At 38.1% G+C, this 16,843-nt stretch carries 19 protein-coding genes; 4 read left to right on the top strand and 15 right to left on the bottom strand.

Going from position 1 to position 16,843, the window contains the following annotated elements; all coding sequences use genetic code 11:
• Nucleotides 1-38: 38 nt before the first annotated feature.
• Genes AB3I34_RS10145 through AB3I34_RS10100 form a run of 10 tightly spaced genes read right to left on the bottom strand, consistent with a single transcriptional unit; the run spans nt 39 to nt 7,755 of the window.
• Nucleotides 39-1,436, bottom strand: coding sequence for an oxaloacetate decarboxylase subunit alpha (locus AB3I34_RS10145; protein ID WP_002359205.1), 1,398 nt, complete (start codon nt 1,434-1,436; stop codon nt 39-41).
• Nucleotides 1,429-1,965, bottom strand: coding sequence for a citrate lyase holo-[acyl-carrier protein] synthase (gene citX, locus AB3I34_RS10140; RefSeq protein ID WP_002390266.1), 537 nt, complete (start codon nt 1,963-1,965; stop codon nt 1,429-1,431). The genes AB3I34_RS10145 and citX overlap by 8 nt, the downstream gene beginning before the upstream one ends.
• On the bottom strand, nt 1,958-3,490 hold the full coding sequence (gene citF / locus AB3I34_RS10135; protein WP_002355996.1) for a citrate lyase subunit alpha: 1,533 nt from the start codon (nt 3,488-3,490) through the stop codon (nt 1,958-1,960). Before citF ends, citX begins: the two co-directional genes overlap by 8 nt.
• A gap of 2 nt (nt 3,491-3,492) precedes the next feature.
• A complete protein-coding gene (gene citE, locus AB3I34_RS10130; RefSeq protein WP_002355998.1) occupies nt 3,493-4,380 on the bottom strand; it encodes a citrate (pro-3S)-lyase subunit beta in 888 nt (295 codons plus the stop codon).
• Nucleotides 4,368-4,676, bottom strand: coding sequence for a citrate lyase acyl carrier protein (gene citD / locus AB3I34_RS10125; RefSeq protein ID WP_002355999.1), 309 nt, complete (start codon nt 4,674-4,676; stop codon nt 4,368-4,370). The genes citE and citD overlap by 13 nt, the downstream gene beginning before the upstream one ends.
• A gap of 5 nt (nt 4,677-4,681) precedes the next feature.
• Nucleotides 4,682-5,674, bottom strand: coding sequence for a [citrate (pro-3S)-lyase] ligase (gene citC / locus AB3I34_RS10120; protein ID WP_002368656.1), 993 nt, complete (start codon nt 5,672-5,674; stop codon nt 4,682-4,684).
• A 32-nt stretch (nt 5,675-5,706) separates the two neighbouring features.
• Nucleotides 5,707-5,841 carry an OadG-related small transporter subunit gene (locus AB3I34_RS10115; RefSeq protein WP_002356001.1) on the bottom strand — a complete coding sequence of 45 codons (135 nt, stop codon included), beginning with the start codon at nt 5,839-5,841 and terminating at the stop codon, nt 5,707-5,709.
• Between the two features lie 21 nt (nt 5,842-5,862).
• Nucleotides 5,863-6,978, bottom strand: coding sequence for a sodium ion-translocating decarboxylase subunit beta (locus tag AB3I34_RS10110; RefSeq protein WP_002383526.1), 1,116 nt, complete (start codon nt 6,976-6,978; stop codon nt 5,863-5,865).
• A gap of 29 nt (nt 6,979-7,007) precedes the next feature.
• Nucleotides 7,008-7,409, bottom strand: coding sequence for an acetyl-CoA carboxylase biotin carboxyl carrier protein subunit (locus AB3I34_RS10105; protein ID WP_002363547.1), 402 nt, complete (start codon nt 7,407-7,409; stop codon nt 7,008-7,010).
• Nucleotides 7,393-7,755 carry a hypothetical protein gene (locus AB3I34_RS10100; protein ID WP_002356004.1) on the bottom strand — a complete coding sequence of 121 codons (363 nt, stop codon included), beginning with the start codon at nt 7,753-7,755 and terminating at the stop codon, nt 7,393-7,395. The genes AB3I34_RS10105 and AB3I34_RS10100 overlap by 17 nt, the downstream gene beginning before the upstream one ends.
• Nucleotides 7,756-8,159: 404 nt before the next feature.
• Here AB3I34_RS10100 and AB3I34_RS10095 point away from each other — a divergent pair, with 404 nt between their 5' ends.
• Both AB3I34_RS10095 and AB3I34_RS10090 read left to right on the top strand, forming a co-directional pair.
• On the top strand, nt 8,160-9,557 hold the full coding sequence (locus AB3I34_RS10095) for a CitMHS family transporter (protein WP_002356005.1): 1,398 nt from the start codon (nt 8,160-8,162) through the stop codon (nt 9,555-9,557).
• Nucleotides 9,558-9,690: 133 nt separating this feature from the next.
• A complete protein-coding gene (locus AB3I34_RS10090; protein ID WP_002356006.1) occupies nt 9,691-10,386 on the top strand; it encodes a GntR family transcriptional regulator in 696 nt (231 codons plus the stop codon).
• A 43-nt stretch (nt 10,387-10,429) separates the two neighbouring features.
• Here the strand turns inward: AB3I34_RS10090 and AB3I34_RS10085 are convergent, their stop codons facing one another.
• The 5 genes from AB3I34_RS10085 to rpmH all read right to left on the bottom strand — a co-directional run bounded on the left by AB3I34_RS10085 (nt 10,430) and on the right by rpmH (nt 13,642).
• Complete coding sequence (locus tag AB3I34_RS10085) at nt 10,430-11,152, bottom strand: response regulator transcription factor (RefSeq protein ID WP_002363545.1); 723 nt, start codon at nt 11,150-11,152, stop codon at nt 10,430-10,432.
• 177 nt (nt 11,153-11,329) lie between these two features.
• Nucleotides 11,330-12,106, bottom strand: coding sequence for an RNA-binding cell elongation regulator Jag/EloR (jag, locus tag AB3I34_RS10080; RefSeq protein WP_002361456.1), 777 nt, complete (start codon nt 12,104-12,106; stop codon nt 11,330-11,332).
• Nucleotides 12,107-12,120: 14 nt separating this feature from the next.
• Nucleotides 12,121-12,948 (bottom strand): YidC/Oxa1 family membrane protein insertase, encoded by an 828-nt coding sequence (locus AB3I34_RS10075; RefSeq protein ID WP_002356010.1) that lies wholly within the window; start codon nt 12,946-12,948, stop codon nt 12,121-12,123.
• On the bottom strand, nt 12,948-13,304 hold the full coding sequence (gene rnpA, locus AB3I34_RS10070; RefSeq protein ID WP_002356011.1) for a ribonuclease P protein component: 357 nt from the start codon (nt 13,302-13,304) through the stop codon (nt 12,948-12,950). Before rnpA ends, AB3I34_RS10075 begins: the two co-directional genes overlap by 1 nt.
• Nucleotides 13,305-13,507: 203 nt before the next feature.
• Nucleotides 13,508-13,642 (bottom strand): 50S ribosomal protein L34, encoded by a 135-nt coding sequence (gene rpmH / locus AB3I34_RS10065; protein ID WP_002356012.1) that lies wholly within the window; start codon nt 13,640-13,642, stop codon nt 13,508-13,510.
• 522 nt (nt 13,643-14,164) lie between these two features.
• On the opposite strand from rpmH, the gene dnaA reads away from it, so the two are divergent.
• Nucleotides 14,165-15,508: a chromosomal replication initiator protein DnaA gene (gene dnaA, locus AB3I34_RS10060; protein WP_002356013.1), complete on the top strand. Its 1,344-nt coding sequence runs from the start codon at nt 14,165-14,167 to the stop codon at nt 15,506-15,508.
• Between the two features lie 201 nt (nt 15,509-15,709).
• Nucleotides 15,710-16,840: a DNA polymerase III subunit beta gene (dnaN, locus tag AB3I34_RS10055; protein WP_002356014.1), complete on the top strand. Its 1,131-nt coding sequence runs from the start codon at nt 15,710-15,712 to the stop codon at nt 16,838-16,840.
• Nucleotides 16,841-16,843: the final 3 nt, after the last annotated feature.

The raw sequence follows: 16,843 nt of genomic DNA, 5'->3' as shown, positions 1-16,843 counted from the left end.
CCTTGCTTCTTTATACATTTGCGGAGCACTTGCCCGTTCTATTCTGGCAAGTCAAGTTTGACTGTCACTTTCTGTAACGGTACATCGTAAAAAGGATCTTCACGACGTCCTAAAAAGTCTTTTCCTTGTTGTGGGAACATCGCATATAATAGGACATCCTCTTCAGATTTTGCATATTGTTGGATTTCATTTTCTAAACTATGCAACTCTGGTTTCAATAAATCCGCTGGTCGACAAGTAATTACTTCTTCATCCCCAATGATTTTTTGCTTAATCTCTTCTGCGATAGGTGCTGGTGATTTGCCATATTCTCCGCGCACATAATCTTTGATTTCATTCGGTATTAAGGAATATCTTTCCCCAGAAATCACATTCATTAAGGCTTGTGTTCCGACCATTTGTGAAAGCGGCGTAACTAGTGGCGGATACCCTAAATCCGCTCTTACTTTAGGTACTTCAGCTAAAACTTCTTCATATTTGTCTTGTAAGCCTTGCTCCGTTAATTGACTTAATAAGTTTGATAACATACCACCAGGTACTTGATAAATCAAGGTTTTCGGTTCCGTATCTTTAACTTTAGGGTTTAAAATGCCTTCACTTCTAAAGCGATCACGAATCGGATTGAAATAGTCAGCAATCTCTGTTACTTTTTCCATATTTAAACCTGTTTCAAAGCCTAAATCTTCTAACGCAATGGCTACAGATTCTGTGGCTGGTTGACTCGTACCGCCAGCGAAAGAAGAAATAGCTGTATCGATGATATCCGCACCTGCTTCAGCAACTTTTAAATAGGTCATCTCAGAAATACCACTAGTCGCATGCGTATGCACCTCTAAAGGTAAATCAATGGCATCTTTCATTTTGCTCACTAATTCAAAACCAGTTTGTGGCGTCAAAACGCCTGCCATATCCTTAATACAAATGGAATCCGCTCCTGTTTGACTTAATTCTTTGGCTAATTTTACAAAGTAATCGATGGTATGAATTTCACTCGTGGTATAAGAGATCGCTGCTTGACAGTGTCCGCCAGCTTCTTTTGTTGTTTGAATTGCTGTTTGTAAATTACGGACATCATTCAAGGCATCGAAAATACGAATAATATCAATCCCATTTTCAACTGATTTTTCGACAAAGGCCCGCACCACATCATCAGCGTAATGACGATATCCTAGTAAATTTTGTCCTCGTAATAACATTTGAAGTTTGGTATTTTTAACTTCTTTGCGAATTTGGCGAAGACGTTCCCAAGGATCCTCGTTTAAATAGCGGACACAGGAATCAAACGTTGCCCCGCCCCACATTTCTAATGCATGAAATCCTGCCTCGTCCATTGTTTTAATAATCGGCAGCATATCTGAGGTTGGCATCCGTGTTGCAATTAAACTTTGTTGTCCATCCCGTAGCACTGTTTCTGTAAAACGAATTTTTTTACTCACTTGGCTGCTCCTTTCGTGTCAAAATTATTTCTGTTATTTTTTCTTGCATTGCTTCAAGGCTGTGACGTCGATTTCGTCCACAGACTTTCGCCTCTTCTTGGCAAATAAAACAGCGCCGTGGTGGCAAGCCTAAATCTCCTCGATGAAGGCTTTTTAGTTCCTCATTTCCCCATAAAACATCTAGGTCCACTAAACGACCATAAGGATGTGTTTCTTCAATTTTGACCATTCTTTGTTTTAACTCTTGCGGGGCTAACGAAACCGCCAAATAATATTCAGGACCTGTTTTTTCATTCCGGTAAAAATTAACAATCGGTACTTGATCCAGCAATTGTTGCTCGACTTCGTCAATTACTTCTAAAAAAACAGCCGTTAAAGTGGGCGAATTTTTTACTTCTCCAGGAATATTCATTGTGGCAGATAAGAGACTAGCTTCTGGTGCTGTTTCTAACAACTCCTTCTGTGTGGCAGCTCTTTGTTCGCGAGCATCCAACATCTCTAAAAGTGTTACTTTTTCCCCATTAAACATTGCGTACCACATCAATTAGACTACCATCTCGGTATTCAATTAACGCAACAACTTTGTCTCCATATTTAATTGGTTCCGGGGTGCCAACAATGTTGTAGGCTTTGTCTTTCAACTCTTCTAACGTAAACTGAGGAACATCTAAGGTTTTAAAACAATCAATTAAGTCTGTTCTTTTTGGATTGATTGCAATGCCGACTTCTGTTACTACGACATCGACACTCGTACCTGGTGTAACGACTGTATTTACTTGCTCGACGATTGTTGGAATCCGTCCACGAACAAGTGGTGCAATCACTAGACTCATTTTACAAGCCATACTTGTATCGGAATGTCCGCCAGAAGCACCACGGATGACACCATCTGAACCAGTAATGACATTTACATTAAAATCTGTGTCCACTTCTAAAGCAGATAAAATAGCTGTATCTAATTGATTAATAACCGCCCCTTTGCTAAGCGGTGAAGCATACATATTGGCATCAATTTCATAATGATTGGCATTTTCTCCTAAAGAAATAGCTGATGGATGATCAAAGTCTTGGACGTCAATAATTTTTTCTACTAAACCTTCTTCCAAAAGTTCCACCATTGCATTCGTAATTCCGCCTAAAGCGAAACTTGCTTTAATGCCATCTTTAAGCATTTGTTCTCTCATGAACCGCGTAACTGCTAGTGAAGAGCCACCTGTTCCTGTTTGGAATGAGAAGCCTTCTTTGTAGTAAGGAGAATGTGTAATTATTTTTGCGGCATATTCAGCAATCAATAATTCTTTAGGATTCTTTGTAAAACGTGTCGCGCCTTTGGCAATTCCATCTGGATCACCAATTGCATCAATTTCTACCACATAATCAACATCTGTTTGTGGAATACTAATAGGGGTATTAGGATATGGCACTAATGTGTCAGTAATGATGACCACTTGATCCGCATATTTTGCATCGACCATCGCATATCCAAGAGAACCACAGGTGGCTTTTCCTTTGGTTCCATTCGCATTTCCATAAGCGTCTGAACTTGGTGCACCTAAGAAAGCTACATCAATATGGATATCGCCTGCTGCTACTGCCCGTGCCCGGCCACCATGTGAACGAATCACCACAGGATTTTCCATGATACCTGCTGAAATAGCGGCTCCTACTTTATCTCTCAAACCTGAAGAAGTAATGTTGGTGACTACTCCATTTTTAATGTGTTCAATCAAAGGTTCATGAACATTTGCAATTGAACTAGGTGCAATCGAAATGTTTTTCAGCCCCATAGCGGCAATCTCGGCTAAAACTAAATTCATCACATAGTCTCCTTCACGGAAATGGTGATGGAAAGAGATGGTCATGCCATCTTTTAAACCTGTTTTTTCAATTGCTTCACGAATACTTCCTAAAAGTTTTGTCTCCCGAGGTTTCACTGGTTTAATTGCTCGGCTCGCTTCTTGATAAGCATCAATGTGTGCTAATTCTCCTTCATAAATGCCGTATTGCTCTGCATAAGATTGAGGAATGTCTTTGCCTACTTTATTTACTACCATGTCTATATTTCCTCCTCGGTAATTAATTTAGCCGCCAATGCTAACGCAATGACCCGTTCAGCTCGTTCAACAATTGGTTTATCAACCATTTTTCCATTTACGGAGATAACACCGGAACCTTTTGCTTCGGCTTCCCGAATGCCCCAGATTACTTCCTTAGCATTCTGGATTTCTTTTTCTGTTGGCGCATAAATAGTATTAACCAATGGGATTTGACGAGGGTTAATCACCGATTTCCCATCGAAACCTAGCTGTTTAATCAAACGAACTTCGGCTTCAAAGCCTTCCGTATTGTCTACATCTGAATAGACCGTATCAATAGCTGCAATCCCAGCTGCTCGAGCGGCATGTAAAATCATGCTACGAGCAAAGAATAGTTCTTGGCCATCTGGATGACGCCGTGTTTTCATATTGGTAACATAGTCTTCGGCGCCTAACGCGATGCCAATCAAGCGAGTTGAACTTTTGGCAATCGCGGGCGCATTTAGAACACCTTCAGCCGATTCGATAGCAGCCATCATTTTCGTTGTTCCTACGGGAATGTCATTTTGCTGTTCTACTTCTGTAATGACTGCCTCGACATCAATGATATCTTGGGCTGTTTCTGTTTTTGGTAAACGAATCACATCGACACCAGCTAAGACCATTGCTTCAATATCTTCTGCGCCACCGGCATCTAAAGCATTGATTCGAACAACAATTTCAATATTGCCATAATCGAAAGTTTTCAAAGCAGAATGGACTAAAACACGGGCAGAGTCTTTTTCTTTTAATGAAACTGCATCTTCTAAATCAAACATGATTGAATCTGCCCCATACAAAGGTGCATCTCTTAGCATTGCTGCGTTCGCTCCAGGGACAAACATCATTGTTCTTCTTAAACGTTCCATGAGTCCAACTCCTTCCAATCATACGTTTCTTTTTCAGCGCCTCGATGTAAAACTGTAATCATCCGAGCTTTGATTGTACAATCTAATGCCCCTTTATCAATCGCCTTGACCGCAACGCCTTGGACATCTAAATGTTCCAAAGTTGTCGTAATCACCTGACGAATTTGATTGCCAAATTGTTTTTCGACACTACTTTCTAATTCAATGGTATTTTCTGTTGATTCAATGGGTTGGACGGTAATCATAATATCACTTGATTCTACTGTTCCTGCAGTAGCATTTTTGATAATCTTCACTTTCTTCACCTCATTAGTTTCTTGTGTTCTACTAAGTATTGATAACTTGTTGCTGGTAAAAACTTCTTGAGTGTCTCTTTGTCGCCTTCAGCCATCGCTTTGCGAACTTTCGTCGCACTAATCAGCTCTCCACCAATCGCTAATCGCGGGACAATGGTTAGCGTTATCGTTTGTCCGAAAACTTGTTGCATTGCTTGATTGTAGACATCGGTCACTTCTGAATAAGGCTCTTCTCCCACATAACGTTGCTGAATTTCAAGTATTGGCGCAATTCTTTCTTTAAATAACGTTGCATCAAGCGTTGCTTGAATTGCAGCTACCTCTAATGGCGCTTTTTCTTTCAAAAAATAGGTAGGAAAAGTCGCAGACGAAACTAAGTAATCTTCTGTAGATAGGACTGTCACATTGGGTAAATGGGCTACCCCTTTTTGCACCATTGCGAAACGTGCTTCTTTTGAAAACAGCGATTTATCTTCAGATAAAACAAACACATAAACGTGCGGACTTTCTTTGGCTGCTTTTTCGACTAAGTACTGATGGCCTTTCGTAAAAGGATTTGCATTCATGACAATGCTACTGGCTGGTCCTGCTTTTTTATGCTGTGTCAGGTAACCAAGATAATCGGCAAAATCTGGTTTGCCTTGCTCCATAAATAGCACCTCTTGATTCGCAACCACTTTTTGAAAGCCTAGCGACTGAAAAATTTGTTCATTTTTTGGTTTTGTATACAAAAAACTGTGTAATTGGTTTTCTTCTCTCAGTTTTTCAAGTAGATGAACTACCAATTGGGTTAACAAATTTTCAGATTGATATTTTTTACAAACGGCCACGCACTTAATCGTTTTGCCTGAAAGCGAGCCAGAGGCGATTAATGCTGTGTCATCATATATGCCAACGGTGTAATCAAGTGCTTCTGTCGTTTGCAATGCGGCTTTTTCCATTAATTCGCGCCAAGCTTGATAAGCTTTTTTATCTTTTTGCAACCAGATTCTTTTCATTGTATATACGCTGTTCACAGCAATAACCTCCTTTATTTTTTAATTGGAAATAATTTTGTTAGTAATTTAGATGCTAGATAAATGATAAATAAAACAACGAAAACGCCGCCCCAACCAAAACCTAACAGTTCAAAAGCAATTTTTAAATCTTCCATGTTAACAGACATGTATTCGTTCTCCTTTCCGTCCTATGTTAAAAAGGCTAATAGTAAGCCACCAGCAATTACAGAAGCGATTTGTCCTGAAACGTTGGCACCAGCAGCATGCATTAAAATAAAGTTTTGTGGGTCTTCATCCGTAGCCATTTTTTGAATAACCCGACTAGACATTGGGAAAGCGGAAATACCCGCAGCACCAATCATTGGATTAATTTTTTCTTTTCTAAATAAATTCAAGAATTTAGCAAAAAGTACGCCGCCGACTGAGTCCATAATAAAGGCGACTAACCCTAAGCCAATAACCATCAACGTATCGACTTTTAAGAACTCTGCATAGTTCATGCTAACGGAAATAGATAGTCCTAGCAAGATACTAATAATATTCACCAATTCATTTTGAGCTGTAATGGATAAGCGATCCAAAACGCCACATTCTCTTAATAAGTTCCCAAACATTAAGAAACCAACTAATGGTAATGACACCGGCGCAATTAACCCTGCGACAATCGTAATAACAACCGGGAAAAGAATTTTCGCTGTTTGAGAAACTTCACCGGCCCGATAAGTCATACGGATCCGACGTTCGGCTTTCGTCGTCACTGCTTTAATCGCTACTGGTTGAATAATCGGAACTAACGCCATGTAGGAGTATGCGGCAACCATTATGGCCCCCATGTATTTTGAATGTAAGGTATTTGCTACGAAAATAGACGTTGGGCCATCAGCGGCACCAATAATCCCGATCGAAGCAGCATCGTTTAAATCAAAACCTAATAAAACAGCCATAATAACTGTAAAGAAAATCCCAAACTGTGCAGCGGCACCAAACATCAACATAAACGGATTTTGTAACAATGGACCGAAATCAATCATTGCCCCAATCCCAATAAATAATAATAACGGGAATAACTCTGTTTTTATTCCAAAATCAAAAAGAACATTAAACGGACCAGGCTCGCCGCCAGCGCTCAATACGCCGGAATTAGGAAAGTTCACTAAAATCGTTCCTAAACCCATCGGCACTAAAAGTGTTGGTTCATACTCTTTTTTTATTCCTAAATACATTAATAGTCCACCAATCAGCATCATCACAATGCGTCCTGGTTCTTGGCCCATTCCTATAACACCTTGAATCAGTGTCTCCACACAAATCACTTCCTCTTCTTAAATTAATTCTAGTTAATTGTTATTAATGGTTCCCCTGGATTCACAATTTGGCCTTGGGTAACATGAATTCCTGTTACCGTACCTGCTTTTCCTGCAACGATTTCATTTTCCATCTTCATTGCTTCTAAAATTAACAATGGTTGGTTCTCGGACACCGTATCACCAACATTGACTAATACTTTTAACACAGTTCCTGGCATTGGCGCAGGCATTGCATCTGCTCCTGCTGGGGCGGCTGGCTGTGCTGCTGGCGCTGGGGCTTCTTCAACAGCAGGGGCTGGTGTTTCTGTCGTAGCAACTGGCGCTGTTGGTTGTGGCGCAACAGGTGCTGGTTGTGGGACGCCACCGATTTCTTCCATCTCGACTAAATATTCTTTCCCATCAATTGAAATTTTAAATTTGCGTAACATAATGATCCTCCTCAAGGTTTTGTTTTGAAATTCTTTTGACAACTAGCTGAGACTCTTCTGAAAGCTCTGCAGCTATACTGGCTGCAATAATGGCAACTTCTTTTGCTTCTGGATTTCGTTTTGCGATTTTTTTGATAACAAAACGACTTTCTGGAAACTCTCCTGCTGCGATGGCAGTGGCCACAATACTTACCAATTGATATTCTTTTGGTTCAGCAGGAATATATGCTGGTATATCTATCCATCGCTTTTCCAAGTTATCCGCTTCACGTTGGATAACGCTTTCATTAATCTCGGTATCCTGCGTGTGTTGCTCTTTCTTGAATAAGGACTTAAATAGGCCCATATTGTCTCTCCTTTCACTAATTCTTGGTATACGTTCATTATAGAAAAAACCGTTAAAAAACCTAGTGAAAACACTAGCTCAGATTGTTCTTTTATTGTTTATTTTGTGAAAAAAACTCTGTAAACATTGGTATATAAGCATTTATCAGCCGTTAAGATTCTATTAATATTATATTAAGTTATTAATAAGAATTTGATTGTTGAATTGTTTTTTTGATGTTCTTTTTGTTTTAGGCTATTTATTCTCTGCGAAAGTTTGTATATTCTCACACTATAGACAAACACAAAAAATATTTTTTGTTGTAAACCAGAATACTGTGAAACATTTCTCATGGCTATTCTTTTTTATTAACACCGGTTGTTAACGCTTACAAAAAAGTTCTAAAAAAAGAAAGGAAGAAAAACATGTTACTCACTATTTTAGCTTATGGTATGATTATCATCTTTATGTATGTAATCATGAAAAAGAAATTGTCACCGTTTACATCTTTAGTAATTATTCCTCTTATTTTTACTTTGATTGCAATTGCAACTGGAGTAGCGAGTCCGCCACCTGGTGCTGACGGTGTTGTCCCTGAAGTCAACATTGGGAATTTCGTCTTAGATGGGATTTCAACTACTTCAAAAACTGGTATTATGTTATTATTTGCCATTCTTTACTTCTCTATTATGTTGGACGCTGGTTTGTTTGACCCAATCACTAAAAAAATGATTTACTTTGCTAAAGGCGATCCAATGAAAGTCTTGATGGCTACTGCGGTAGTTGCTGCTGCTGTTTCCTTAAACGGAGATGGAACAACCACGACCTTGATTTGCTGTTCTGCGTTTATTCCCATCTACAAAAAACTTAATATGAAATTGATGAATTTAGGTGTGCTTGTTATCTTACAAAACACCATTATGAACTTATTACCTTGGGGCGGTCCAACAGCTCGTGCCATGGCCGTACTAGAAGTTGATGCCGACATTCTTTCTTATTTAGCACCTGGTATGATTTTATCTGTATTGTATGTTATCTTCTTTGTTGCTTATCGCATGGGGAAAAAAGAACGTGCTCGCTTAGGCGTGACAACGCTTACTGATAAAGAATTGGAAGAAATGACTATTGTTAACGATCCAGAATTATTAGAAATTCGTCGTCCAAAGAATTTTGCGTTCAATGGTATTTTAACGATTGTCTTAATCGGTTGGTTAGTCCTAAGTTCATTCGTTGGTCAATTAGGTTTGCCTTCGTGGATTGAAATGCCACCGTTATTATTATTCCTAGTTGGTACTTGTATCGCTTTAATGATCAACTATCCAAAATTAAAAGATCAAAGCAGCCGCATCAGTGCAAATGCTGGTGATGCTGTGCAAGTAGTTATCTTAGTTTTTGCTGCTGGCGTCTTCATGGGCTTATTCCAAGGTTCTGGTATGGCCAATGCCTTAGCAAATAGCTTTGTTAATATTATTCCAAAACAATTAGCCGGCGCTTGGGGCTTAGTGATTGCGTTCATTTCAGCACCAGGAACATTCTTTATTTCAAACGATGGTTTCTATTTCGGTGTCTTACCAGTCCTAGCAGAAGCTGGACGTTCTTATGGATTTGACAATATGTCTATGGCTTTAGCTTCCTTAATGGGGCAAGCGTTCCACTTATTAAGTCCATTAGTGGCATTTATTTACTTGCTATTACGTTTAACTGGTTTAGATATGGGTCAATGGCAAAAAGAATCGGCAAAATATGCCTTAGGAATTTTCGTTATTTTCGTTGTAACAATTGTTGCTTTAGGTCACATGCCTTTATTTATTCCACAAAATTAAACGTCGTCGCTGAAACCGTAGGAGTACCTTTTCTCCTCGGTTTTCTTTTCATTTTGTCTTTTCTTGCGTTATATTTTCATTTTTAATATTATATTTATTATCTATAAAAATAACCTATAGGGAGGTGCCTCATATGAATCCAACGGTTGAAGCAGTAAAACGGAACTTAGATTTAACCAGCAGTAAACCTCTAAAAATTTGTACCTATGAAGCCTTTAAAAAAACCATTATTTTAGGGGATATTCCTGCGGGTGAACGGATTAACGAAAAAGAATTTTCCGAGCAATTAAACATTAGTCGGACGCCCATTCGCTTTGCTTTACAAGAATTGGTCAAAGAACAATTGGTGGAACATATACCTATGGTGGGTATCGTGGTTAAAGGGATTAGTATGAAAGATGCTTATGAAATTTATGATATTCGTAAATCTTTGGACACTTTAGCAACCATTAAAGCCATGGAACTCATGACACCAGAAGATTTTGATGAATTGGAAGCCTTACTTCTCGAAGGAGAACAATACAATAAAAATAACCAAGTAGATGACTTACTACAGAACTTTTCAGATTTTAATTCCTTTATTTATACTAAGAGTCAGATGCTACGTTTAAAAAAAATTGTGACTGATCTCCATGCTTACTTAATCTATTTCAGAGATATTGCGATTCGTGCCTCAGAACGTCGTAGTATTGCCCTAGAAGAACATTGGTTAATTTTCCGCGGAATGAAAACAAAGAATATTGACCAGATCACACTTTTAACCCATGAACATCTAAATCGTTCGCTTCAATTTATTTTGAAAGAAATGGAACGTCGACAAATTGAATAAGCAAAAAAGACCCGCAGTCGCTCGTGCAACTGCGGGCCTTTTTTCATTTTTTTTGTACGCAACCATCTGGCGTAAAGGTATAACCAATGCCCCAAACGGTCCGAAGGTAACAAGGTTCTTTCGGGTTTTCTTCTAATTTACTTCGTAAACGATTAATAAAAACCATAATCGTATTCGCATCGACATCCCCAGTACCCCAAACACTGCTGTAAATTTGTTCTTTAGAGAATACTTGCTCGGGATTCTCCAGAAAAAATTGAATTAATTGAACTTCTTTCGAAGACAATGAGATAGGTAAATCCTTTTTAAATAGTTGATAACGACCATAATCAAAACGGAAATCGCCTACCTGTAGCTCTTCTTTTTTGTAAACATTCAATTGTTTTCGAATCATTCGAGCCCGATTCAACGAAGCAATCACCTGAGCCTTAAAAACATTCAAGGAAAAAGGTTTCGTTATATAACTATCCACGCCCATTTCCAAGGCTGCAATAATATCCTCTTCTTCTTTTTTGCTACTAAAAAAGATAATTGGCACCAGTGGATATTTCTCTCTAATCATTTGGACTAAGTAGTAACCATCGCTGTCATGTTCCAAGTTATCATCTAAAATGAACAAATCAAAGGTAACTCTGGACACGATATCTTTTGTTTTTTCAATTGATTCACTTTGGTAAATAAGAATACCTGTTGATTGTAACGCTTTCCAAATCAAACGACGAACTGCTGCATCATCATCTACAACCAGTATTTTCTCCGTACGCATACCTGTTGCTCCCCCTACGTCTCTTTACAAAACTTTTTCATTTGAATTTACTACTGGAGTAATTACTGATTATCATAACACAAAAAAAGAAACGGAGACGGCTAAAAAATCATTTAACAAAGAAACGTTGGCAACTATTCAGTCCCTGCTGAGAGTTGCCAACGTTTCTTTGTTTGTTTAAAAATACTTCTTAACTGGTTCAACCACTAAATACCGATAAGGTTCATCCCCTTCAGAATGGGTTTTGATTTGCTCATCTTTACTTAGCGTGTGATGAATTTGTTTTCTTTCAAAAGCCGGCATTGGTTCCAAGAAGACTGGCCGCCCAGTGCGTTTGGCTTTTTCCGCGGTGCGTTTCGCTAAACGTTCCAAAATTTCATGACGTTTTTCACGATAATTTCCGACATTTACAACAATCGATAGCTTATTGCTTGCAATGCGGTGAATAAAGACTTGCGCTAAGTACTGTAACGCATTTAACACTTTTCCGTGTTTTCCAATTAAGATACCTTGTTTTTCTGTTTCTAAATGGAAGATAATATTGCCATTCTCGCGCGCTATGCGAACCATGGCAGGGGCGTTCAGTTCATTTGAAATATTCGTTAAATACATCGCTAATTCAGTAATAGCAGCTTCGTCTTCCAGATTTTCTAAAGAATGTGTTGATTCCTCTGAGAGACTAGGAATTGCTTCGGTTAATTCCTCAACTGCTTCTTCCACTGCTGTTGCTTCATCGGCAACAACAATATCTTCCACTGTTTCTTCGACCGCTTCTGTGACTTGCTCACTAATCGTTGGTTCCATTGAAATTTGGGCAAGTTTTTTTCCTAGACCTAAAAATCCTTTTTTTCCTTCGTCTAACACATCAATTGTAACATCCTCTTTAGTTAAACCAAGTGCTTGTAAGCCTTTCTGCGTTGCTTCTTCGATTGTATTTCCTTCATAAATCGGCATCTGAACGACCTCCTTTATTTTTTCTTCCCTTTTTTCTTAGGACTTTTTGCTCGTTCAAGCGCTCGCTCCCGTGCTTTGGCTTGACGTGCTGCTTCCTCCCGCTCTTTACGGATTTTGAATGGATTGTTTAATAACAATGTTTGCCCTGTTTGGAAGGCATTTGAGACCACCCAGTAAAGAGATAAACTGCTGGCTAATGAAATCCCCATAAAGAAGATCATCGCTGGCATAACGTAATTCATAATTTTCAGTGAGGCATTTGTTTCTAGTTGGCTCATACTTGAAAGATACGTACTAGCAAACGTAAAGACAGCCGCTAAAATCGGTAAAATTAAATACGGATCCGGCTTATCGAGGCTTAACCACAAGAACGTTCCTTCTTTTAACTCAGGCACGCGTGAAATGGCTTGATACAAAGCCATCATGATTGGTAGTTGAACCAACAGTGGTAAACAGCCAATGTAAGGATTCACATTATTCTCTGCATACAAACGTTGCTGTTCTTCTCGGAATAAGCGTTGTGTTTCAGGATCTTTTGAAGAGTATTTTTGTTGCAAGGCCTTTAATTGCGGTTGCAACTCTTGTGTTTTACGCATACTCTTCGTTTGGAAATGCATCAACGGCAATAAAATAATCCGGATGACTAACGTAAATAGGATAATCCCAATTCCAACACTGCCGCCTAATGATAGGAACTTAATCGCTTGGGCAAAATAATAAACAATGTATCGATCCCAAATTCCTGTACTACTTTCACTTACGGGCGCGGTTCCGCAGGCGGATAAAACAAAGACTAAGGTCACTAACCCAGCCATTAATAATAAGCGCTTATACTTCTTCACTACTCAATTCCCTCTCTTACATCTAATATTTTAGCTAAATTTAACACATGTGTTAAATTAGCTTTCACTTCTTCAGACGATAACTTTTCCAATCCTGGACGTGCAATCACGATAAAATCAATTTCTGGAGAGATACGGTCTTTTAATTGAAATAAACTCGCGCGGATTTTCCGCTTCACAGCATTTCTTGTGACCGCGTTTCCAATTTTCTTCCCAACAGAAATCCCCACCCGAAAATGGGCTTGTTGTGGTTTCTCTAAAACGTACACCACGAAACGACGATTTGCACAAGATTGTTTTTTATTAAACACCTGTTGAAATTCTTTTTCTTTCTTGACACGGTAGGACTTTTTCATCGGCATCCCTTTGTTTCTATATTTTTTTACTTCTTAATAATAATAGCATATTTCCGCTCTTTTTTAGTAGCCTTTTCTATAGAATCCTGCTTTCTTTTATTGAAAATAGAAAAAGAACCCTTAGTTATCTTCACATCTTCCAAAAAATTATGGAGATAACTAAGGGTTCTTAGAAATTGACTGTTTAAAAGACCAGACCATCATTAAGCAGAAATAACTTTTCTACCTTTACGACGACGGCTTGCTAATACGCGACGGCCATTTTTAGTGCTCATACGTTTACGGAATCCGTGAACTTTTTGGCGTTTACGTTTGTTTGGTTGATACGTTCTTTTCATGCAATTACACCTCCTGAAATTGTAACTATCCATCAATATATAGACATACTTTGATAGTATAACGAGTAATAGGGTCTTTTGTCAATAAAATTTAAGAAATATTTCCTGAGAAAGATTCGTTTCAATTATCCACAGATTAAATTTTCCTGTGAGTAGCTTGTGGATAGTTTTCCACATTTTTTTCTGTTCACAGCCATTTTTCCACTAGTTTTACACAAAAAAACAGCCTGTTAAAAAGTTTTACACAGGTGTTTTTTTGACTGTTGATAAGTTCTTGAAACATGATTGTGTCAAGCTTAATTATTCTCAACTTTTTGTGGATAACTCATTCAACAACCACTTTCTTCCGCAAGTGTCGACACCCTGTGGAAAACTTTTTTCACCCTTGTGTACTTTTTTTCCACATTGAACAATTGCTTGTGGAAAAAGTTTTAAAAAAATGCTAAAATCGACTATGCTCATTCTTTTAAGTTATCCACATTTTTTAGATAACCAAAATTTAAACATATAGGAGGTCACTGTATGCCCGACGTGGAAAGTTTTTGGCATAGCCTTGAAGAAGCCTATCAAGCGATTTTGTCGGCGCCAAGTTTTGATGCTTGGATTAAAACCACACGCCCTTTGAAATTAGACAACAATCAATTGTGGCTAGAAGTCCCTTCTGCAGTTCATCGTGATTACTGGGAAAAAAATCTTTCGGCAAAAATTGTCGAAACTGGATTTAAATTGACCGGTGCAGAAGTGATGCCCCATTTTGTTGTTGCCGATGAAAAAGACGCAGCACTGGCACAAGAACTCGAAGAACCTGCCGAAGAAGAAGTTGTTTTTAGTGAACAAAGTAAAAAAGCGATGCTTAATCCTAAGTACACTTTCGACACCTTCGTTATTGGTAAAGGAAACCAAATGGCTCACGCTGCAGCGCTTGTTGTTGCCGAGGATCCGGGTTCGATTTACAATCCCCTTTTCTTCTATGGCGGTGTAGGGTTAGGGAAAACCCATTTGATGCATGCTATTGGTCATCAAATGTTAGTGAATCAACCAGATGCCAAAGTCAAATATGTTAGTAGCGAAACGTTTACGAATGAATTTATCAACTCAATTCAAACAAAAACATCCGAACAATTTCGGAAAGAATATCGCAATGTTGACTTATTATTAGTCGATGATATTCAATTTTTGGCGGAAAAAGAAGCGACATTGGAAGAATTTTTCCATACCTTCAACGATCTTTACAATGAAAATAAACAAATTGTTTTAACAAGTGATCGCCCGCCGAATGATATTCCAAAATTACCTGAACGATTAGTTTCTCGCTTTGCTTGGGGTTTGTCTGTCGATATCACCCCGCCTGATTTAGAAACACGAATTGCAATTTTGCGCAAAAAAGCAGATGCCGAGCGTTTAGAAATTCCGGATGATACACTAAGTTATATTGCTGGTCAAATCGATTCCAACATCCGTGAATTAGAGGGGGCTTTGGTCCGCGTTCAAGCCTTTGCAACTATTAATGGAGAAGATATTACCACTAGTTTAGCGGCGGACGCCTTGAAATCTCTAAAATCAGTTGGTAGTAAAAATCAATTGTCCATCTTACAAATTCAAGAAGAAGTATCCAAATATTATCATGTGCCTCTTAAGGATTTAAAAGGGAAAAAACGGGTGAAAACAATTGTGGTTCCTCGTCAAATCTCAATGTATCTTGCTAGAGAAATGACCGACAATTCCTTGCCAAAAATTGGTGCCGAATTTGGCGGCAAAGATCATACAACGGTGATTCATGCGCACGAAAAGATTCAGCAATTATTGGAAAAAGATCCAGCGATTCAAAAAGAAGTCAGTGAAATTAAAAATTTATTGAACTCTTAGGATGTGGAAAACTAAACAAAAAAGAACAAAGTTATCCACAACTTATACACAAGTGGATAACTTAGTAAAATCAATGCTTTTTTGACTTTTCCACAGAATCAACATGCCCTATTACTTTTATTATTTATTTATATATAATATACAAAACAGTGGCGTACAAAATTAGAACGTATTGAAAATACTTAAAAAGGAGTTTACATTATGAAATTAACGGTCAAACGAAGTGTCTTTTTACAAGAATTACAAACTGTTCAACGAGCAATTTCTTCTAAAACAACGATTCCAATCTTAACAGGTGTTAAAATTGTGTTATCAGAAGATGGCTTATCACTTACTGGGAGTAACGCGGATATTTCAATTGAAAGTTTTTTAAGTAAAGATGATGAAAAAGCTCAAATGACGATTGAACGCACAGGTAGCATCGTTTTACAATCTCGTTTCTTTGGCGAAATTATTCGTAAATTACCAGAAGATATGTTCACAATGGAAGTTCTAGATAACAATCAAGTTGCAATTACTTCAGGAAAAGCTGATTTTACGGTTAATGGATTAGATGCTGACAATTATCCGCACTTACCAGTAATTGATACTCAAAACCAAATGAAATTACCTGTTCATTTATTGACAAAAATTATTAGTGAAACAGGTTTTGCTGTATCGATGCACGAAAGTCGTCCAATTTTAACTGGGGTTCACTTTATTTTAGAAAATCAAAAATTACTTGCCGTTGCGACAGATTCACATCGTTTAAGTCAACGTGTGATCCCGACAGAACAAGCAGTAGAAGACTTTAACATTGTAATTCCAGGAAAAAGTTTAACTGAACTTTCTCGTTCATTAACCAATGAAGAAGAAATGGTTGAAATCAGCATTATGGAAAACCAAGTGCTATTTAAAACAGAAACAATGTACTTCTATTCTCGTTTGTTAGAAGGAAATTATCCTGATACCAACCGTTTAATTCCAACTAGCCATAACACGCAAATTGAATTTTATGTACCAGAATTGCTTTCAGCAATCGAACGTGCCTCTTTACTTTCTCATGAAGGACGTAACAATATTGTTCGCCTTTCAATTTCACCAGATTCTGTTGTTTTATATGGAAATTCACCTGAAATTGGAAAAGTCGAAGAAGCGTTAAATTATGAAAATGTTTCTGGTGAAGCGTTGGATATTTCTTTCAACCCAGATTATATGAAAGATGCGTTGCGAGCGTTTGGCGATATGAATATTACCGTGAAATTCCTTTCTCCAATTCGTCCGTTTACATTGGAGCCAACCGAAACAGAACTAGATTTCATTCAACTAATTACACCGGTTCGTACAAATTAATCA

It is taken from the genome of Enterococcus sp. C102(2024) (assembly GCF_040888205.1).
GTDB lineage: Bacteria > Bacillota > Bacilli > Lactobacillales > Enterococcaceae > Enterococcus > Enterococcus faecalis.
Note: the sequence above shows the minus strand (reverse complement) of the source record. Positions and strands in the feature narration are given on the sequence as shown.

What these genes read in the sequence shown, in the direction of transcription:
- citX (WP_002390266.1), bottom strand. Translation starts at nt 1,965, where the DNA reads ATGTTTAATGGGGAAAAAGTAACACTTTTAGAGATGTTGGATGCTCGC.
- citF (WP_002355996.1), bottom strand. Translation starts at nt 3,490, where the DNA reads ATGGTAGTAAATAAAGTAGGCAAAGACATTCCTCAATCTTATGCAGAG.
- citE (WP_002355998.1), bottom strand. Translation starts at nt 4,380, where the DNA reads ATGGAACGTTTAAGAAGAACAATGATGTTTGTCCCTGGAGCGAACGCA.
- citC (WP_002368656.1), bottom strand. Translation starts at nt 5,674, where the DNA reads ATGAAAAGAATCTGGTTGCAAAAAGATAAAAAAGCTTATCAAGCTTGG.
- AB3I34_RS10115 (WP_002356001.1), bottom strand. Translation starts at nt 5,841, where the DNA reads ATGTCTGTTAACATGGAAGATTTAAAAATTGCTTTTGAACTGTTAGGT.
- AB3I34_RS10105 (WP_002363547.1), bottom strand. Translation starts at nt 7,409, where the DNA reads ATGTTACGCAAATTTAAAATTTCAATTGATGGGAAAGAATATTTAGTC.
- AB3I34_RS10100 (WP_002356004.1), bottom strand. Translation starts at nt 7,755, where the DNA reads ATGGGCCTATTTAAGTCCTTATTCAAGAAAGAGCAACACACGCAGGAT.
- AB3I34_RS10095 (WP_002356005.1), top strand. Translation starts at nt 8,160, where the DNA reads ATGTTACTCACTATTTTAGCTTATGGTATGATTATCATCTTTATGTAT.
- AB3I34_RS10090 (WP_002356006.1), top strand. Translation starts at nt 9,691, where the DNA reads ATGAATCCAACGGTTGAAGCAGTAAAACGGAACTTAGATTTAACCAGC.
- AB3I34_RS10085 (WP_002363545.1), bottom strand. Translation starts at nt 11,152, where the DNA reads ATGCGTACGGAGAAAATACTGGTTGTAGATGATGATGCAGCAGTTCGT.
- jag (WP_002361456.1), bottom strand. Translation starts at nt 12,106, where the DNA reads ATGCCGATTTATGAAGGAAATACAATCGAAGAAGCAACGCAGAAAGGC.
- rnpA (WP_002356011.1), bottom strand. Translation starts at nt 13,304, where the DNA reads ATGAAAAAGTCCTACCGTGTCAAGAAAGAAAAAGAATTTCAACAGGTG.
- rpmH (WP_002356012.1), bottom strand. Translation starts at nt 13,642, where the DNA reads ATGAAAAGAACGTATCAACCAAACAAACGTAAACGCCAAAAAGTTCAC.
- dnaA (WP_002356013.1), top strand. Translation starts at nt 14,165, where the DNA reads ATGCCCGACGTGGAAAGTTTTTGGCATAGCCTTGAAGAAGCCTATCAA.
- dnaN (WP_002356014.1), top strand. Translation starts at nt 15,710, where the DNA reads ATGAAATTAACGGTCAAACGAAGTGTCTTTTTACAAGAATTACAAACT.